At 71.0% G+C, this 17,973-nt stretch carries 14 protein-coding genes; 12 read left to right on the top strand and 2 right to left on the bottom strand.

Annotated elements, in window-relative coordinates; all coding sequences use genetic code 11:
- Positions 1 to 96: 96 nt before the first annotated feature.
- The 3 genes from ABH928_RS19040 to ABH928_RS19030 all read left to right on the top strand — a co-directional run bounded on the left by ABH928_RS19040 (position 97) and on the right by ABH928_RS19030 (position 5,089).
- Positions 97 to 1,479, top strand: a complete 1,383-nt coding sequence (locus tag ABH928_RS19040) for an MFS transporter (RefSeq protein ID WP_370067899.1) — start codon at positions 97 to 99, stop codon at positions 1,477 to 1,479.
- 220 nt (positions 1,480 to 1,699) lie between these two features.
- On the top strand, positions 1,700 to 3,493 hold the full coding sequence (locus ABH928_RS19035) for a DEAD/DEAH box helicase (RefSeq protein ID WP_370067897.1): 1,794 nt from the start codon (positions 1,700 to 1,702) through the stop codon (positions 3,491 to 3,493).
- Between the two features lie 159 nt (positions 3,494 to 3,652).
- Complete coding sequence (locus ABH928_RS19030; protein WP_370067895.1) at positions 3,653 to 5,089, top strand: sensor histidine kinase; 1,437 nt, start codon at positions 3,653 to 3,655, stop codon at positions 5,087 to 5,089.
- Between the two features lie 26 nt (positions 5,090 to 5,115).
- Here ABH928_RS19030 and ABH928_RS19025 read toward each other — a convergent pair whose 3' ends face one another.
- Entirely contained in the window at positions 5,116 to 5,544 is a 429-nt protein-coding gene (locus ABH928_RS19025; protein ID WP_370067893.1) for an SsgA family sporulation/cell division regulator, read from the bottom strand.
- A gap of 299 nt (positions 5,545 to 5,843) precedes the next feature.
- Here ABH928_RS19025 and ABH928_RS19020 point away from each other — a divergent pair, with 299 nt between their 5' ends.
- The 6 genes from ABH928_RS19020 to ABH928_RS18995 all read left to right on the top strand — a co-directional run bounded on the left by ABH928_RS19020 (position 5,844) and on the right by ABH928_RS18995 (position 13,241).
- Positions 5,844 to 6,518 carry a response regulator gene (locus ABH928_RS19020; RefSeq protein WP_370067891.1) on the top strand — a complete coding sequence of 225 codons (675 nt, stop codon included), beginning with the start codon at positions 5,844 to 5,846 and terminating at the stop codon, positions 6,516 to 6,518.
- Positions 6,519 to 7,120: 602 nt separating this feature from the next.
- On the top strand, positions 7,121 to 7,774 hold the full coding sequence (locus ABH928_RS19015; protein WP_370067889.1) for an IclR family transcriptional regulator: 654 nt from the start codon (positions 7,121 to 7,123) through the stop codon (positions 7,772 to 7,774).
- A 130-nt stretch (positions 7,775 to 7,904) separates the two neighbouring features.
- The gene (locus tag ABH928_RS19010; RefSeq protein ID WP_370067887.1) at positions 7,905 to 8,723 is read left to right on the top strand and encodes a S16 family serine protease; all 819 of its coding nucleotides are present in this window, start codon (positions 7,905 to 7,907) and stop codon (positions 8,721 to 8,723) included.
- Between the two features lie 201 nt (positions 8,724 to 8,924).
- On the top strand, positions 8,925 to 10,040 hold the full coding sequence (gene hppD, locus ABH928_RS19005; RefSeq protein ID WP_370067885.1) for a 4-hydroxyphenylpyruvate dioxygenase: 1,116 nt from the start codon (positions 8,925 to 8,927) through the stop codon (positions 10,038 to 10,040).
- Between the two features lie 312 nt (positions 10,041 to 10,352).
- Positions 10,353 to 11,816, top strand: a complete 1,464-nt coding sequence (locus tag ABH928_RS19000; RefSeq protein WP_370067883.1) for a M1 family metallopeptidase — start codon at positions 10,353 to 10,355, stop codon at positions 11,814 to 11,816.
- Positions 11,817 to 11,846: 30 nt separating this feature from the next.
- Positions 11,847 to 13,241 carry an FAD-binding oxidoreductase gene (locus ABH928_RS18995; protein ID WP_370067881.1) on the top strand — a complete coding sequence of 465 codons (1,395 nt, stop codon included), beginning with the start codon at positions 11,847 to 11,849 and terminating at the stop codon, positions 13,239 to 13,241.
- Between the two features lie 35 nt (positions 13,242 to 13,276).
- Here the strand turns inward: ABH928_RS18995 and ABH928_RS18990 are convergent, their stop codons facing one another.
- Positions 13,277 to 13,816 (bottom strand): hypothetical protein, encoded by a 540-nt coding sequence (locus ABH928_RS18990; RefSeq protein ID WP_370067879.1) that lies wholly within the window; start codon positions 13,814 to 13,816, stop codon positions 13,277 to 13,279.
- A gap of 129 nt (positions 13,817 to 13,945) precedes the next feature.
- Between ABH928_RS18990 and ABH928_RS18985 the strand changes: the two genes are divergently transcribed.
- From ABH928_RS18985 to ABH928_RS18975, 3 genes are all read left to right on the top strand, one after another.
- Positions 13,946 to 14,683: a response regulator transcription factor gene (locus ABH928_RS18985; protein WP_370067877.1), complete on the top strand. Its 738-nt coding sequence runs from the start codon at positions 13,946 to 13,948 to the stop codon at positions 14,681 to 14,683.
- Positions 14,680 to 16,062: a sensor histidine kinase gene (locus ABH928_RS18980; RefSeq protein ID WP_370067875.1), complete on the top strand. Its 1,383-nt coding sequence runs from the start codon at positions 14,680 to 14,682 to the stop codon at positions 16,060 to 16,062. The genes ABH928_RS18985 and ABH928_RS18980 overlap by 4 nt, the downstream gene beginning before the upstream one ends.
- A 329-nt stretch (positions 16,063 to 16,391) precedes the next feature.
- Positions 16,392 to 17,909, top strand: coding sequence for a cellulose binding domain-containing protein (locus tag ABH928_RS18975; RefSeq protein ID WP_370067873.1), 1,518 nt, complete (start codon positions 16,392 to 16,394; stop codon positions 17,907 to 17,909).
- The last annotated feature ends 64 nt before the right edge of the window (positions 17,910 to 17,973 follow it).

Below are 17,973 nucleotides of genomic sequence, written 5' to 3'. Positions count from 1 at the left end.
CGGTTATGCCGCAGTGTTCACAGGGGGACGGGCGACCGTGATCCTGCGCAACATTTGACAGGGGTGCTTTGGGGATCCACCCCTTACACTCGATCGGTGACCACCCTCGACCGCGCCACCGACGCCAACCGTGCTGACGACGCCGACGGCTCCGTCGGGATCCTGACGCGGCCGTACCGGATGCTCACCGTGGGCATCGTCGCCTGCGTCCTGCTGATCGCCTTCGAGGCGACCGCCGTCAACACGGCCATGCCGGTCGCGGCCCGGGCACTCCACGGCGTCGGGCTCTACGCCTTCGCCTTCTCCGGCTTCTTCACCGCGAGCCTGCTCGCGATGGTGGTCTCGGGGGAGTGGTGCGACAAGCGCGGACCGCTGACGCCGCTCGGCGCGGGGATCGGGATCTTCGGGGCCGGGCTGGTGGTGGCCGGGACCGCCACGTCCATGTGGACCTTCGTCAGCGGCCGGGTGATCCAGGGCCTCGGCGGCGGGCTGGTGATCGTCGCGCTCTACGTGGTTGTCGGACGCCGCTATCCGGAGCGGCTGCAGCCCAAGGTGCTGGCGGCCTTCGCCGCGTCCTGGGTGCTGCCGTCGGTGGTCGGGCCGCTGGTGTCCGGGGCGGTGACGCAGCATCTGGGCTGGCGCTGGGTCTTCCTGTCCATCCCGGTGCTGATCGTCGCGCCGCTGGTGCTGATGCTGCCGCAGCTGCGCGGCCTCGAGTCGGGGGACAAGGCGGGGCAGCCGCTGGACCGGCGCCGGATTCGGCTGGCCTTCGCGCTGGCCGCGGGCGCGGGGGTGCTGGAGTACGCCGGGCAGCGGCTGACCCTGTGGTCGTTGGTGTACGCCGCGGTGGGTGCGGCGTTGCTGGTGCCGTCCGCGCTGCGGCTGCTGCCGCGCGGGACCTTCCGGGCCGGGCGCGGGCTGCCGACGGTGATCCTGCTGCGCGGGATCGCGGCGGGCGCGTTCATCTCGGCGGAGGCGTTCGTCCCACTGATGCTGGTCACCCAGCACCACTACTCGCCGACCCTGGCCGGGCTCTCGCTCGCGGGCGGCGGCATCGCCTGGGCCTTCGGGTCCTGGCTGCAGGGTCGGCCTTGGGCGGAGCGGCACCGGGTCACCCTGGTCCGGTGCGGGTTGGGCGCGGCGGCGGTGGCCGTCGCGGGCGTCGCCGTCGCGGCGCAGCCGTCCGCGCCGGGGCTGTTGGTCGCCGGGTCCTGGGTGCTGGGCGGCCTCGGCATGGGGCTGGCGATCGCCACGATCAGCGTGCTGATGTTCCAGCTCTCCGCGCCGGAGGAGACCGGCGCCAACTCGGCGGCACTGCAGGTCGGCGACGCCCTGGGCAACATCCTCTGCACGGCCCTCGCCGGGCTCCTCTTCACCGCGCTCGGTACGGGCTCCACCCCGGCCTTCACGGCGGTCTTCGTCGCGATGACCGCCATCGCCACGGCGGGCGCGCTGCTCGCCGGTCGCGCGGCGGAGTGATCGAGGCAAGGAGGCACAGCCCCGCGCCCCTGGGTGTTGCAACTACCCGCGGTGGCCTCCGCCTCTGCCGAAGAGGTGGCCGACATCGCACGCCGACTGCGCGAGCTCCACGAGTCCGAACCGCCGCGCCGGTAAGCTTGCCGGGTTGTCGGACCGAGGGCCTGGGGTGGATCGGGCGGGTGCCGGCAGTCCTGACCAGCCGCCTACCCCGTCGGAGACCGTGAGTACCGCCGCCTCTTCCCATGCGTCGCACCATCTGTCCCCCGCCTTCCCCGGCCGTGCGCCCTGGGGTACGGCAGGCAAACTGCGTGCCTGGCAGCAGGCCGCGATGGAGAAGTACGTCGAGCAGCAGCCGCGCGACTTCCTCGCGGTGGCCACGCCCGGCGCAGGCAAGACCACGTTCGCGCTGACGCTCGCGTCGTACCTGCTCCACAACCATGTGGTGCAGCAGCTGACCGTCGTCGCGCCGACCGAGCATCTGAAGAAGCAGTGGGCCGAGGCAGCCGCCCGGATAGGGATCAGGCTGGACCCGGCCTACAGCAGCGGTCCGCTGCCGCGTGACTACGACGGCGTCGTCATCACCTACGCGGGTGTCGGCGTCAACCCGATGCTGCACCGGAACCGGGCCGAGAACCGCAAGACGCTGGTGATCCTCGACGAGATCCACCACGCGGGCGACTCCAAATCCTGGGGCGAGGCCTGCCTGGAGGCGTTCGAGCCGGCCACCCGGCGGCTCGCGCTGACCGGTACGCCGTTCCGGTCCGACACCAACCCGATCCCGTTCGTCACGTACGCGGCCGGCGGCGACGGCATCCGCCGCAGCCTCGCCGACTACACCTACGGCTACGGCAACGCGCTGGCGGACCACGTCGTCCGTCCGGTGATCTTCCTCTCCTACAGCGGCAACATGCGCTGGCGCACCAAGGCCGGTGACGAGGTCGCGGCCCGGCTCGGTGAGCCGATGACCAAGGACGCCATCGCCCAGGCCTGGCGCACGGCGCTCTCGCCGCTCGGCGAGTGGATGCCCAACGTGCTGAAGGCCGCCGACGTCCGGCTGACCGAGGTGCGCAAGTCCATCCCGGACGCGGGCGCGCTGGTGATCGCCTCCGACCAGGAGTCGGCCCGCGCCTACGCCAAGATGATCCGCGAGATCACCGGTGAGGGCGCCACCCTGGTCCTCTCCGACGAGGCGGAGGCCTCCCAGCGGATCACCGACTTCTCCCAGGGCACCTCGCGCTGGATGGTCGCGGTCCGCATGGTGTCCGAGGGCGTCGACGTGCCCCGGCTCGCCGTGGGCGTCTACGCCACCTCGATCTCCACGCCGCTCTTCTTCGCCCAGGCCGTCGGCCGATTCGTGCGTGCCCGCAAGCGTGGTGAGACCGCGTCGGTCTTCCTGCCCACCGTGCCGACGCTGATGAGCTTCGCCAACGAGATGGAGGTCCAGCGCGACCACATCCTCGACCGGCAGAAGAAGAACGAGGACGGCCTCTTCTCCGAGGAGGACGCGCTGCTCGCCGAGGCCGAGAAGACCAAGGACGAGGCCGACGGCGGCCTCGACGAGATGGCCTGGGAGGCGCTGGAGTCCGACGCCGTCTTCGACCGCGTCCTGTACGAGGGCGCCGAGTTCGGCATGCAGGCGCATGCAGGCTCCGAGGACGAGTCGGAGTACCTCGGCATCCCGGGCCTGCTGGAGCCGGACCAGGTGCGGCTGTTGCTGCAGCGCCGGCAGACCCGGCAGATCCAGCGCAGCAAGACCAAGCCCGCCGAGGAGGCGGACCTGCTGGAGATGCCGGCCGAGGACCGTCCGGTGGTCACCCACCAGCAGTTGATGGAACTGCGCAAGGAGTTGAACGGCCTGGTCGGCGCCTGGCACCACCGCACCGGCCAGCCGCACGGCACCATCCACAACGAGCTGCGCCGGATCTGCGGCGGTCCGCTCACCGCCCAGGCGTCGGCGAACCAACTCCAGACACGGATCGGAAAGATCCGCGAATGGGCGACGAAGATCGATTGACGTCGAAGTAGGCTGTACAACCGTCGGGGTATGCCGAACAGGCAGGTCCGCGCGGTCGCACCCGGCGCACGGGCCCATGCTGCGCTGCCCGAACTCCGCACAGCTGTAGGTGAGTACGCGTCAGGTGTGACGGGCGCGACCCGGCGAAGGGGGGACAGGGTGTCGCAGGCAGCCATGGTGTGGGACCGGGCCCGTCGTCGCCTCCTCCGGACGGGACGCGGGCTGCTGGCGCCGGTGCACCTGGTCGTGCTCTCCCTGCTGGTGGCACTCACCCTGCAGGTCCGGCTCCGGGACGGGACCTGCCCCCACGGGCTCCTGCTCAGTCTGGTCTTCGCGGCCGTCTACGCCCTGGCGCCGGAGGTCTGCCGGCGCAGCGGCGCGGACGCCGGACGCTGGATCCCGGCCCGGGAGGTCTGTCAGGAGGCGGTGCTCTGGCTGATCGCCCTGACCGCGCTCTGGCTCGCCCTGACCGTGGTGCGGATGGAGTACGAGACCCTGGTCGCGCCGCTCTACTTCGTCTACCTGCTGGTCCTGCCGGCCCGCCCGGTCTACGTCATCGGCGGGCTGACGGCCGCGGCCTTCGTGATGCGCACGCTGGCCCACGGCGCCAACGGCTCCCTGCCCATGCTCGGGCTGCTGGTCGGCGCCGGGATGGCGCTCGGGCTGGCCCGAAGCCTGATGCAGATCCGGCTGCTGAAGCTCCGTGACCGGGCCCTGGTCGCGGAGTTGCGCCGGGTCCACGGGGACAGTCAGGCGCGTCACGACGAGGGCCGTGTCGACGGCCGCGAGGAGGGCCGGGTCGAGGAGCGCGGCCGGATGGCCCAGGACATCCACGACACCGTGGCCCAGGAACTCTCCGCCGTGGCGATGCTGCTCAAGGCGGCGGACGAGTCGCTGCCGCCCGCCGAGCAGGTCGAGAAGGCCCGTACCAGGCTGCGGGCGGCAGCGACGATCAACTCGGTGGCGCTGGGTCAGGCCCGCGACATGGTCCACGGCATCGCCTACAGCGAGTTGGGCGAGGGTGGTCTGCCCGCCGCCGTCGGGCGCTACGTCGCGTTGGTACGGCGGAGCCTGGCCGCCTCGGAGCAGGCCTGGGGGAGCGCGGCCCGAAGTCGCGCGCCGCGGGTGGACTGCCTGGTGCTCGGCACGCCGTTCCGGCTGTCACCGACGCGGGAGAGCGCGATGCTGCGGGTGACCCAGGAGGCGGTCAACAACGCGCTCCGGCACGCCTGGGCGACGCGGGTCGACGTGACGCTCCGGTACGCGGACGGAGAGCTGACCCTGGAGGTCCGCGACAACGGAGTGGGCCTGCCGCCCGGCCTGGTGGCCGGCGCCACGCGGCCCTCGCGTGAGGTCCACGCGGCGGGCGAGGTCCACGCGACGGGTGAGGTCCACGCGGTGGGCGCGACGGGCGCGAAGTGCCCCAGGACGGCGGGGGTTGACCTCGAGGAGGCCGTGGGCGTCGGACTCGGCGCGATGCGGGACCGGGTCCGACGGGCAGGAGGGGAGTTGGCGCTCTCCTCCTGCGTCGGCATCGGCACCGTGGTGTCGGTTAGCCTGCCTCAAGGAGCCTTCGCGCCACGGCTGCTGGCGTAGGCGCTCAGGCAGGGGCGCAGGCCGGGCTACTGGTGCAACTCGGCGCCGGAGCCGAGCAGGCGAGCGATGCCCTGGTCCAGCCACTCCTCCGGGAACTCGTCGCCGAAGGGCGCGATCAGGTCGGTCCGGAGCAGGAAGGCGTGCAACGCGGCCAGCGGGGCCAGGAGTTCGGCCTCACCGTCCGGCGAGCGCAGGGCGATCGAGACCAGATCCTGGTCGAGCCACTCGACCGGCCGCACCTGGATGTCGCCGTCTCCCGCGACGTCGCTCAGACCGTCCAGCAGCAGTTCCCGCGAGATGGTCCAGGAGACCGGATCGTCGCCCGGGAGGAGGAACGTCAGGCCCACCGCCCAGGGGGTGGAGCGCTCGAAGGTCAGCCGGACGGGGACCTGGAAACTGATGTCTGAACGGGTCGCCAGTTCCATGATGATCTGGCCGCGCAGCGTGCTGTTCATAAGTGAGAGTCCGTACCTTTCGGTGGGTGCCGGACGGATTCCCCCCGTCGTGCAACCCGGTGGTGTGCATGAACCAATGCGCTTGAACATGACCACGATCATTACTGATCGGTCACAACCGGTTCATCCCCGTTCCATCGGCATCAAATCGATCTGAATGGGTGCAGAAAAACCAACCGATCGAACCTGGACAGAGAGCGCGAAGAACTGGTAAGTGGCCGAAAGTAACCATTCCGCCCGGCTGAAGGTGCGTGCCCCCTACACTGGTCCCGAAACCAGGGCGAGGAGTTGATGCGGAAGTGGCAGTTCGCGGTCCGGACGCCGACGCCCGTGTGCGCGTCCTGGTTGTCGACGACCACCCCGCCATTCGGCTCGGTCTGCGGGTGTTGATCGAGGATCAGTACGACATGCACCTCGTCGCCGAGACGGGGATCGCCGCCGAGGCGTTCGCCCTCGTGGAGCGTGCCGCCGCACCCGAGGGCCGCGTGGACGTCGTGCTGCTCGACCTCGACCTCGGCCAGGGCACCGCCACCGGGCTCGACTTGGTCCGGCGGATGGACGCGCTGCCCGAACCCCCCGCTGTGCTGGTCTTCAGTGCCCACAGCGGTGACCCCGACATCTTCGCGGCCATCGACGCCGGTGCGGTCGGCTTCCTGGGCAAGGAGACCGACCCGGAGGCCCTGCTGGCCGGTGTCCGGGCCGCTGCGCGCGGTGAGACGGTCCTCGGCGCGACCGCGGTCCGCCGCGTACTGAGACGGGTCCGCGGCAACGCGCCGACGCTCTCCTCCCGCGAGGTGGAGGTGCTGCATCTCCTCGGCGAGGGCCTGCCGAACCGTCAGATCGCCGCGCGTCTCTACATCAGCGAGGCCACGGCGAAAGGCCATCTCGCGAGCATCTACGCAAAGCTCGGCGTGGATACCCGGGGCGCGGCCGTGGCCACCGCCGTACGCGAAGGCCTGCTCCGCCTCGGCTAGAACAGCCAAGCAATACACGGTTTTTGTCGTTGTGTCAGTTCGTACTCGGCATGGCTGGACCGTCGGTCGACAGCCAGGGGCCGGGGTGGGGATCCCCCGGCCGATTCCCCGAATCCCCGATTGCCTGATCCGTCAGGGGTCGGCGCATCCCTCCTGTTTCCGATCCACGGAGTGAGATTCTCCGTCGAATCATCACCGTTCTTACCGGGGGGTCGTCCGCGGAATTCGTCGGGACTCGGATGAGCGGCCTTTCCGAATGCGGTGATCGCGATGTGGTGATCGTGTTGCGCCGCGTGGTGCCGGGCGGCGGCGCGGGCGTCGGGAGTGACGCCTGGGGGGTGAAGTACCCAACGTGGCACGGGCGATCGGCGTGGCAGGGGTGCCGCGGAGGTGCGCGGGCGGGGCGGTCTCGCAGGCCGGAGCCCGGGCGTCGGGCGGGTCTCCGTTTGGGGAGCTTTGCCCAATTCTCGTCCCTTTTTGGATAACGAATGGTGACCGAAATCTGGACAGGGCCTTCCGCACAGCGGTGCATCGTCATTAAGTTCCTCGCACCCGCCGACGGACGTCCGGTGGAACCGAATCCCCGGAAGGAGGCACGCAGCGTGACCGCAGAGACCTCACAGACGCTCGACCGCGGCGTTCGTGTCCTCAAACTGCTGGCGGATTCGGAGCGCGGCCTGACCGTCACCGAGCTCGCCGCGCGACTCACGGTCAACCGCACCGTCGTCTACCGCCTGCTGGCCACCTTGGAGCAGCACGGGCTGGTCCGCCGCGACATCGGCGGTCGCGCCCGCGTCGGACTCGGCGTGCTCCGCCTGTCGCACCGCGTCCATCCGCTGCTGCGCGAGGCCGCGCTGCCCGCGCTGCGGAGCCTGGCCGAGGACCTGGGGTCGACCGCGCACCTCACCCTGGTCGACGGGAACGAGGCGCTGGTCGTCGCCGTCGTCGAGCCCAGCTGGACCGACTTCCACGTGGCCTACCGGACCGGCGTCCGCCACGGGCTGGACGACAACGCCGCGGGGCGCGCGATCGTCTCCGCGCGCGGGCTGCGTTACGGCACGCGACCGGATCCGGAGTTCGTCACCACCGTGCCCGAGGACCGCGGCGGCGCTGCGGCGGGTGCGGCGGCCCCACTGTTGGGGCTGAGCGGGATCGAGGGCAGCGTCGGCGTCCTCGTCCTCGGCGAGACCATGCCGGAGCGGCTGGGCGTCCGGGTCGTCGAGGCGGCGACGGAGGTCGCGGAAGCCCTGAGGTGACGCCGAGCCGGCCTGCCGGGGCCCGGCGGAGGCCCTGTGGGGGCCCGGCGGAAGCCCGGTGGTGACTCCGAACGGTGCGAGCGACGTGCCCCTTACGGCCGGGCTTGTCACCTCCGCCTAGAATTCCGGCGTGTCCCCTTATCTGAGCTGGCTCGCTCCGCGGTGGTCGCGGCTCGCGCTCTGCGGTGCCTTCGTCGTCGCCCCGATCGTCGTCGCGACGACCGTGCACCTGCCCTATGCCGTGCTGGAGCCCGGGATCTCGGTGAACACCCTGTCCGGCTACCAGGGGGCCCAGGTGATCACGATCACCGGTCACCCCACCCGGCAGACCGACGGCCAGCTCCGGATGGTCACCATCTCCGCGACCCTGCCCGACTACAGTCCGAGCCTGAGCGAGATCACCCAGGCGTGGTTCGACCCGACCAAGGCCGTCGTCCCGCGCGGTGCGGTCTACGCGGCCGGACAGTCCGTCTCGCAGGTCAACGCGACCAACCAGCAGCAGATGGACCAGTCCCAGCAGTCGGCCACCGCGGCGGCGCTGAACTACCTCGACCTCTCACCGGACAAGGTCAAGGTCTCCCTCAAGCTGGCCGACGTCGGCGGTCCCAGCGCCGGGCTGATGTTCACCCTCGGGATCATCGACGAACTGCACGGCAACGGCAGCGGCAAGCCCGGCGCGGCCGGTGACCTGACCGGCGGTCGGAACATCGCCGGCACCGGCGAGATCACCGACAGCGGCGCCGTCGGCGCGGTCGGCGGCGTCGCGCTCAAGACGCACGCAGCGGCTGCCGACGGGGCGACCGTCTTCCTGGTGCCGACGAGCGAGTGCGGCGATGCCAAGGTCAACACGCCCAAGGGCATGCAGCTGATTCCGGTGAACACGCTGAACCAGGCGATCACGGCACTGGACGCGCTGGAGACCGGCTCGGGCTCCGTTCCGCACTGCTGAGGCGCTCGGCGCGGGTGGTGACGCGCTGCCTGGTGGGGAGTGCTGCTTCAGAATGGAGGCAGGTGCGCACTCTGCACAGCTCGTGCCCCCGGTAGTGGGGTGAGCTGTACAGCTTGCGCAGCGTTGAGGGCCATGGTTGCGCAGCTCGTGGATCGGCGGGACGGTACGCGCATCGGCCTCACCCACCGGAGGTGCACCACCATGAGCAGTCAGACCGACGTCTTCCCGGTCAAGGGAATGGATGCCGTCGTCTTCGCCGTAGGCAACGCCAAGCAGGCCGCGCACTACTACTCCACGGCGTTCGGAATGCGCCTGGTCGCGTACGCCGGCCCGGAGAACGGCGAGCGCGAGACGGCGAGCTATGTCCTGGAGTCGGGCGGCGCCCGTTTCGTGTTCACCTCCGTGATCAAGGAGAGCACCGAGCGCGGCAAGTTCCTGAACCGCCATGTCGCCGAGCACGGCGACGGCGTGATCGACCTCGCGATCGAGGTCCCGGACGCCCGCCACGCCTACGAGCACGCGGTCGCCCACGGCGCGACCGGCCTGGTCGAGCCGCACGAGCTCACCGACGAGCACGGCACGGTGGTGCTGGCGGCCATCGCCACCTACGGCGAGACCCGGCACACGCTGGTCGACCGCAGCCGCTACACCGGCCCGTACCTGCCGGGCTTCACGGCCCGCAAGCCCTTCGTGGCCGCGCCGGAGAAGCGTTTCTTCCAGGCGATCGACCACTGCGTGGGCAACGTCGAGCTCGGCAGGATGAACGAGTGGGTCGAGTTCTACAACAAGGTCATGGGCTTCACGAACATGAAGGAGTTCGTGGGTGACGACATCGCGACCGAGTATTCGGCGCTGATGTCCAAGGTCGTCGCCGACGGCACCCGCAAGGTGAAGTTCCCGCTGAACGAGCCGGCGGTCGCGAAGAAGAAGTCGCAGATCGACGAGTACCTGGAGTTCTACGGCGGCCCCGGTGTGCAGCACATCGCGCTGGCGACGAACGACATCGTCGCGTCGGTGCGGGCGATGCGCGAGGCGGGCGTCGAGTTCCTGGACACCCCGGACGCGTACTACGACACGCTGGGCGAGTGGGTCGGCGACACGCGCGTCCCGCTGGACGAGCTGCGCGAGCTGAAGATCCTGGCGGACCGCGACGAGGACGGCTACCTGCTGCAGATCTTCACCAAGCCGGTCCAGGACCGGCCGACGGTGTTCTTCGAGATGATCGAGCGCCACGGGTCGATGGGCTTCGGCAAGGGCAACTTCAAGGCCCTCTTCCAGGCGATCGAGCGCGAGCAGGAGCTGCGCGGAAACCTGTGAGAGTTCGCTACCGCAGGTAGTCGCACTTTCCTCAGGGGCGCGGGGCTCTGCTGATGTGCGGCTCCGCCCCGTGGGCGCGACAAGCCGAGCATGCGCTCCCGCAGGTGGTTGCACCATCTAGGGGCGCGGGGAACTGCGCGACAAGCCACCCAGTGTGGTGAGTCGCTGAACGAGCAGGGCCATCCTCACAGGGAGGTTGCTCGCGCAGTTCCCCGCGCCCCTAGAGGTGCATGGCATCGCTTTGTGATCTGAGTCACCTTTTGGGCTATCTCCCCAGGTAGCTGACGGTCCGTCGAAATTACGGTTAGTCAGGTGACGAACCGTCTTCTTCTCGCTACCGCTGCCATCCTCGCCTGCGGTGGGCTGCTCGGTGCCGCAGCCGCGCCGACCGCGCCCGCGCCCACCGTGCCTGCGCCTACCGGGCCTGCCGCGCCTACCGCGCCTACCGCGCCTGCCGTGCCGGCTGCGTCCGCCGCATTCGTCGGCGCAGGGGATCCGTATCTGCCGCTTGCCGGCACCGGCGGGCTGCATGTGCGCCACTACGCACTGTCGCTCGCGTACACACCCAAGGCCCAGCACCTCGACGGCGACGCCGTCCTCTCCGCGACCGCCACGCAGGACCTGGGGGCCTTCGGTCTGGATCTGCTCGGGCTGGACGTGCACCGGGTGGTCGTCGACGGCCAGCCGGTGAGCTGGAGCAGGGACGGGCAGAAGCTGGAGGTCACCCTCGGGCGCACCGTCGCCAAGGGCGGGGACTTCACCATCGAGGTGAACTACGGCGGCAAGCCGACGCCGATCACTGACGCCGACGGTTCCCTCGACGGGTGGATCGCCGAGCCGGGGGATCACGGCGCGTTCGTCGCGGGGGAGCCGCAGGGGGCGATGACCTGGTTCCCCTGCAACTCGCATCCGATCGACAAGTCGACCTACGACGTCACCGTCACCGTCCCGGCGGGGTACACGGCCGTCTCCAACGGGGTGCTGCGCACCCAGCGCACGACGAACGGCAAAAGCACCTTCGCCTGGCACGAGTCCGCGCCGATGGCCGCGTACCTGGCCACAGCCAGTGTCGGGCGGTTCGACGTGGACCAGTACTGGACCGACTCGAAGCTGCCCGTCTACGTCGCGGTCGACCCGGCGGAGGCCGACGACGCCTTCCCGGTGCTCGACAAGCTGCCCGAGGTGATCTCCTGGGAGGCATCCCGGTTCGGGCCGTACCCGTTCGACGCGGCCGGGGCGATCGTCGCGCACGACAGCAAGATCGGCTACGCGCTGGAGTCGCAGACCCGTCCGGTCTACGACGAGGCGCCGGACATCGACACCCTGGTCCACGAGACGGCGCACCAGTGGTTCGGCGACTCGGTCACGCTGACCCAGTGGAAGGACATCTGGCTCAACGAGGGGTTCGCCACCTACACCGAGTGGCTCTGGGACGCCGACCACGGCGGCAAGTCCACCAAGGCGCGCCTCGCCGCGCTCTACGCGCTGCCGGCCAACGACCCGCTCTGGGCCTACCCGGCCGGCAATCCGGGCGACCTGCGGCACCTCTTCGGCGAGCCCAGCTACGCCCGGGGCGCGATGACGCTGGAGGAGCTGCGGGAGGCGGTCGGGGACACGGCGTTCTTCACGATCCTGAAGCGGTGGACCTCCGCACACCGCCACGGCCACGGAACCACCGCCGACTTCGAGGCGCTCAGCGCGTCCGTCTCCGGCAAGAACCTTGATTCTCTCTTCGCGACATGGCTGTACGCGTCGGGCAAACCGGCGAAGATGTGACGTGGAGAGCTGATTGGGGGCGCATGCCGCATGACTGATCTGCGCACGACAGATCTGGGCGTGACAGATCTGATCGACCGACTGCGGAAGGGTCTCCCCGAGGCCGCCGTCGTGGAGGACCCGGACGTCACGGCGTCCTACCGGACGGACATGGCGGGCTTCTGCGAGTCCGCCCCGCCCGCGTGCGTGGTGTTCCCGGAGACGGTCGAGCAGGTCCAGCACGTCATGCGGACCGCGTCCGAGCTGCACGTTCCCGTCGTGCCGCAGGGTGCGCGGACGGGGTTGTCGGGCGGAGCGAACGCGGTCGCGGGCTGCGTCGCGCTGTCGCTGGTGAAGATGGACCGGATCCTGGAGCTCGATCCGGTCAACCGGATCGCCGTGGTCGAGCCGGGCGTGGTCAACGCCGAGCTGTCGCGGGCGGCGGCCCGGCACGGGCTCAGCTATCCACCGGACCCGTCCAGCTGGGAGTCGTGCACGGTCGGCGGCAACATCGGCACCGGCGCGGGCGGCCTCTGCTGCGTCAAGTACGGCGTGACGGCCGAGTACGTGCTGGGCCTGGACGTGGTGCTGGCGGACGGTCGGCTGCTGCGGACCGGTCGCCGCACCGCCAAGGGCGTCGCCGGGTACGACCTGACGCGTCTCTTCGTCGGTGCGGAGGGCACGTTGGGCGTGGTGGTCGGCGCGGTGCTGGCGCTCCGGCCCGCGCCTCCGCCGCAGCTGGTGCTGGCGGCGGAGTTCGCCTCGACGAACGAGGCGTGCCGGGCGGTGTGCGCGGTGATGGCCGCCGGACACACACCGTCGCTGATGGAGCTGATGGACACCACGACGGTCCGCGCGGTCAACGCGATGGCGCAGATGGGCCTGCCGGACTCGACGGCCGCGCTGCTGCTGGTCGGCTTCGACAGCCTGGACCCGGCCTCCGACCTGGCGGCGGTCGGCGAGCTGTGCCGGGAGGCGGGCGCGACCGAGGTGGTCCCGGCGGTGGACAGCGGTGAGTCCGAACTGCTGCTGGAGGCACGCCGGTTGGCGCTGCCAGCGCTGGACCGGCTCGGGACGACGATGATCGACGACGTGGCGGTGCCGCGCTCCCGCCTCGGCGAGATGCTGGAGGGCGTGGACCGGATCGGGCGCGAGTTCGACCTGACGATCGGCGTCTGCGCGCACGCGGGCGACGGCAACACCCATCCGGTGGTCGTCTTCGACGCGAAGGACGAGGCGGAGACGGCGCGGGCGCGCGGATCCTTCGACGCGATCATGGCTCTGGGTCTGAGCCTGGGCGGCACGATCACCGGCGAGCACGGCGTGGGCCTGCTCAAGAAGGAGTGGCTGGCCCGGGAGTTGGGCCCGGTCGGCCTGGAGGTGCAGCGTCAGCTCAAGGGGGTCTTCGACCCGTTGGGGATCATGAACCCGGGCAAGCTGTTCTGAGCAGGACGGATGCCGATCATGAAGCGCTCGGTAGGTCAGCTCGGGGCGGGGGACTGCCAGGTCTGCACCATCGGAGCGGTGCCGTTCCAGGTGACGTAGAAGATCGAGTCGACGGTGCTGCTGACGAAGTCCACCCGGAGCCACTGGTCGCCGGTGTAGACGTGCATCGACCAGCCGCTGTCGGGCGTCGCCGAGACGAGGCTGGCGGAGGTCGTGCCCATCGCGACCACGATCCGGCCGCCGTTCGGGGTGTAGCTCGTCACCTGCCCCGAGGCGGTGGTGGTCGGCTCCGGCGAAGGCGGGGGTGAGGAGTGCCCGCGGCCCGACGGCGTGGCGGAGGGTGGGGAGGAGCGCCGGGCACTCGGCGTCGACGCGGGGGAGTGCCCCGCCGTTCCGGGGGAGGTGGGCAGCGGCGCGGGTGTCCTGGAACCGGAGCCCGTGACGGAGAGCGGCAGGGCCGACGGCTGCTGGTAACCGTCGTCGGCCAGCACGCTGTGGACGCCCAACCAGGAGACGCTCACCGCTGCCCCGGTGGCGACTGCCCAGGCGCCTGCCTGTACCAGCTCTCTTCGCACCGGGTCAGTATGCCGCGCCGGACGTGGCTCCGAGGCATCCGAGGTGCGGGGCCGGAGGTATGCGGGGGTATCCGGGGGTACGGGTTTGGGGGTACAGGTCTGGACCTCCCATGGCGTAGCGTCACGGCCATGGCAACAGTGCTCGTGGTCGAGGACGATCCATTTGTTCGGTCCGCCCTGATTCGTCACCTCTCCGACGCCGGTCACGCCGTTCGCAGTGTCGGCACCGCGTTGGAGGCGCTGCGCGAGGTCGCCCAGGTCGGCTGCGACCTGGTGATCCTCGACCTCGGCCTGCCGGACCTGGACGGCGGCGAAGCACTGAAGATGATCCGCGGCCTGACCGACACCCCGGTCATCATCTCCACCGCGCGCGACGAGGAGACCGAGATCATCCGCCTGCTCAACGACGGCGCGGACGACTACCTGGTCAAGCCCTTCTCCGCGGAACACCTGACCGCGCGGATGGCCGCCGTGCTGCGTCGCGCGGGCTCGTCGGGCGGCGGCGGGAAGATCCTCCAGGCGGGCGGCCTCCGTATCGACCTGCAACGACGCGAGGCCGTCCTCGACGGCCGGGAGCTCGACCTGACCCGGCGCGAGTTCGATCTGCTCGCCTACCTGGCGGGCCGGGTCGGCGTGGTCGTCCCCCGGCGCGAGCTGCTCGCCGAGGTCTGGCGCCAGCCCTACGGGACCGACCAGACCATCGACGTCCACCTGTCCTGGCTGCGCCGCAAGCTGGGGGAGACGGCGTCGCGCCCGCGCTACCTCCACACCGTGCGCGGCGTCGGGGTTCGCCTGGACGTGCCGGTCGACGCTCCGGACACCACGGGCGGTACCGGCAGTACGGGCGGCGCGGCGGACGCGCGATGAGATGGGCGCTGTTCAAGGTCTGCGTCGCGGTCACCACGATGGTGGCGCTGGCCTTCCTGATCCCGCTCGGCCTGATGGTCCGTGAGACCGCACGCGAGCGCGCCTTCACCGCGGCCGAGCGGCAGGCGGCGACCGTGGGCCCGGCGCTGGCCATCACCACGGACGAGAACGCGCTGCAACGCGCCCTGGCCAGCACGCAGGACGGAGCGGCCGGACTGATCGCGATCCACCTGCCGCGAGCCGGCTCGGGCTTCACCCTCGTGGGCAGGGAACGGGCGAGCGAGAGCGCGATCGACGCGGCGGCGGCCGACGGACGCAGCGGCACGACGGGTGTCGACGGCGGCTACGCGTATCTGGAGCCGGTCGCGGTGAGCGACGGCAAGGTCGCGGTGATCGAGGTCTTCATCCCGGACGCGGAGTTGACCCGGGGCGTGACGTCGGCGTGGCTGGTACTCAGCGGTGTCGCGGTGGTGCTGGTCGCGATCTCGGTCGCGGTCGCGGACCGGCTCGGCATGCGGATCGTCGGCTCCGCGCGACGCCTGGCGGGTGCGGCCCGGGCGCTGGGCACGGGCGATCTCGCCGTCCGGGTCCCGCAGGTCGACGACAGCCCGCCCGAACTTCGCGAGGCGGCCGAGGCGTTCAACGCGATGGCCGACCGTGTGGTGCACCTGATGGCTGCGGAAAGGGAGTTGGCGGCGGACCTGTCGCACCGGCTGCGCACCCCGCTGACGGTGCTGCGGCTCAACGCGGCGTCCCTCGGCGAGGGCGACCCGGCCGACCAGACGCGCGCCGCGGTCGAGCAGTTGGAACGCGAGGTCGACCAGATCATCCGCGCGGTGCGGGGCCGCGGGGGTCGCGGTGGTGGCGGAGTTCCGGCGGTCGGGAAGAGTGGCGTTTCTTGCGACGCCGCTGAGGTGATCCGGGAACGGGTCGCGTTCTGGTCCGCGCTGGCGGAGGACGAGGCCCGCGACTGGCAGCTCGCGGGCGCGGAGGGAAGGGTCCAGGTCCCGGTCGCGGCCTCGGAGTTGGGCGCGGCGTTGGACGTGATGCTGGGCAACGTCTTCCGGCACACGCCGGAGGGCACGGCCTTCGCGGTGGACGTGCACGGCACCGGCGACGGCGTCATCATCCTCGTCTCCGACGCGGGCCCCGGCATCCCCGATCCCGCCGCAGCGATGCGTCGCGGCGGCGGCGCGGAACGCGACGGCTCGACCGGCCTGGGCCTCGACATCGTTCGGCGGGTCGCGGAGAGCACGGGCGGTGACGTGGCACTCGGCCGCAGCGTGCTCGGCGGTGCGGAGGTGCGGGTCCGCCTGCTGCGGCGCGGCACGGTCCCGCCCCCGCGCCAGAGCAGGCGCATCCGCGCGCGCAGGACCTGACGAGCCACCCACGCAGCCGGCAGGCCGAACGCGCAGGGTCATCCGCACAGGGTGGTGTCTCGCGCGCGCAGTTGATCGAGCAGAGCCCCGCGCCCCTGGCTGGTGCAACCACCTCGCCTGCCCGAACAACTGGCGGAACGGTGACTTCCTTAAGCGGGCCCTAAGCCCGTACTACCGCCGCCTCAGACACCCCGAACCGTCCTCGGGAAGGGGCTAGCGTCGCGGACGTTGGATCGCGCGGCGGTGGTGACCTGGGGGGTTCCTTCGGCTCTGCCCCGGAGGGGCGCCGCGCGGTCGGTAATCCGAGCGCACCGTGGAGGTACTCCCGCATGACGAACCACGCCCGCCGATCCCGTCGTCGTCCGCGCCGCAGCGCGGTCCTCGGGGCGTCCGCCGTAGGCGTCGCGCTGATGGCCGGAGGCGCGGTCGCGCTGGCCTCGGGGGCCAACGCGGCCACCGTCGGTGCGGTCTACTCGACGACCAGCAACTGGGGCAGCGGCTACAGCGCCCAGTACGACGTCAGCAACCCGACCGGCAGCACCATCAGCAACTGGTCGCTGACCTTCGACCTGCCCGCAGGCGCGAGCATCAGCTCGCTGTGGAACGCGACCTACACCGCGAGCGGCGGCCACGTCACCGTCAAGCCCGACAGCTGGGACAGCACCCTCGCGTCCAACCAGCACGCCGTCGTCGGATTCGTCGTCAACGGCTCGGGCGCGCCCACCAACTGCACCATCAACGGCGCCGACTGCTCCACCGGCTCCGCGCCGACGCCGTCCGGGCAGCCGACCACCGGCAAGCCCACCCCCGCGCCGAGTCAGTCGTCCTCGAAGCCCAGCTCCACGCCGTCCCCGACCGCCAGTCCCAGCGCAAGCGCTACTGCCAGCGGTACCCCGACGCCGACGCCGTCCAGCACCGGGTCCGCGTCCGGGGCGGGCTTCTCGCCGTACATCGACACGTCGCTCTACCCGGCCTACGACATGGTCGCCACGGCCAAGGCGACCGGGGTGAAGAACTTCAACCTGGCGTTCATCGTCGACGGCGGCAGCTGCACGCCGATGTGGGGCGGCGTCACCGCGCTGACCAACGACGGCGTGCCGGGGCAGATAGCCGCGCTCCGCGCGATGGGCGGTGACGTGCGGGTCTCCTTCGGTGGGGCCAACGGCACCGAGCTGGCGGACTCCTGCAGCAGCGTCGGCGCGCTGACCGCCGCGTACCAGAAGGTGATCGACGCCTACGGTCTGACGAAGATCGACTTCGACGTCGAAGGCGCGGCGGCGAGCGACACCGCCGGTATCGCGCTCCGCGACCAGGCCATCGCCCAGCTCCAGGCGAACGCCAAGGCCAAGGGCAAGACGCTCGACGTCTCCTTCACCCTGCCGGTGCTGCCCTCCGGACTGGTCCAGTCCGGGACGGACCTGCTGACCAACGCCAAGACCGCCGGGGTCGACGTCTCGGCCGTGAACGTCATGGCGATGGACTACGGCGACTACGCCGCCCCGAGCCCCAGCGGCAAGATGGGCCAGTACGCGATCGACGCCGCCACCGCGACCGAGGCGCAGCTGAAGTCGATCTTCGGCTGGAGCGACGCGACCGCCTGGCAGCACGTCGCGGTCACTCCGATGATCGGCGTGAACGACACCAGCGACGAGGTCTTCACGACCGCCGACGCCACGCAGCTGGCCAAGTTCGCCGCCACCGAGCACCTCGGCTGGCTGTCGATGTGGTCCGCGGCCCGTGACGCGGAGTGTTCCGGCGGCGCGCAGAGCTACGCCTCGCCGACCTGCAGCAGCATCGTGCAGTCGCCGCTCGGCTTCACCAAGGCGTTCGGAACGTACGCGGGCTGAGCCTCGCCCCGCTGGGCCGGTCGTACACGGGCCGTGGGCGGGCAGGCGGAGCGGCGGCGCCGGT

Source organism: Streptacidiphilus sp. MAP5-3 (genome assembly GCF_041262505.1).
Classification (GTDB): domain Bacteria; phylum Actinomycetota; class Actinomycetes; order Streptomycetales; family Streptomycetaceae; genus Streptacidiphilus.
The sequence above is the reverse complement of the archived record's forward strand: the minus strand, read 5'-3'. Positions and strand labels throughout refer to the sequence as shown.

Bases quoted from the DNA above. Each gene is read 5' to 3' on its own strand.
- ABH928_RS19025 (WP_370067893.1), bottom strand. From the start codon at position 5,544: ATGAACAGCACGCTGCGCGGCCAGATCATCATGGAACTGGCGACCCGT.
- hppD (WP_370067885.1), top strand. From the start codon at position 8,925: ATGAGCAGTCAGACCGACGTCTTCCCGGTCAAGGGAATGGATGCCGTC.
- ABH928_RS18995 (WP_370067881.1), top strand. From the start codon at position 11,847: ATGACTGATCTGCGCACGACAGATCTGGGCGTGACAGATCTGATCGAC.
- ABH928_RS18985 (WP_370067877.1), top strand. From the start codon at position 13,946: ATGGCAACAGTGCTCGTGGTCGAGGACGATCCATTTGTTCGGTCCGCC.
- ABH928_RS18980 (WP_370067875.1), top strand. From the start codon at position 14,680: ATGAGATGGGCGCTGTTCAAGGTCTGCGTCGCGGTCACCACGATGGTG.
- ABH928_RS18975 (WP_370067873.1), top strand. From the start codon at position 16,392: ATGACGAACCACGCCCGCCGATCCCGTCGTCGTCCGCGCCGCAGCGCG.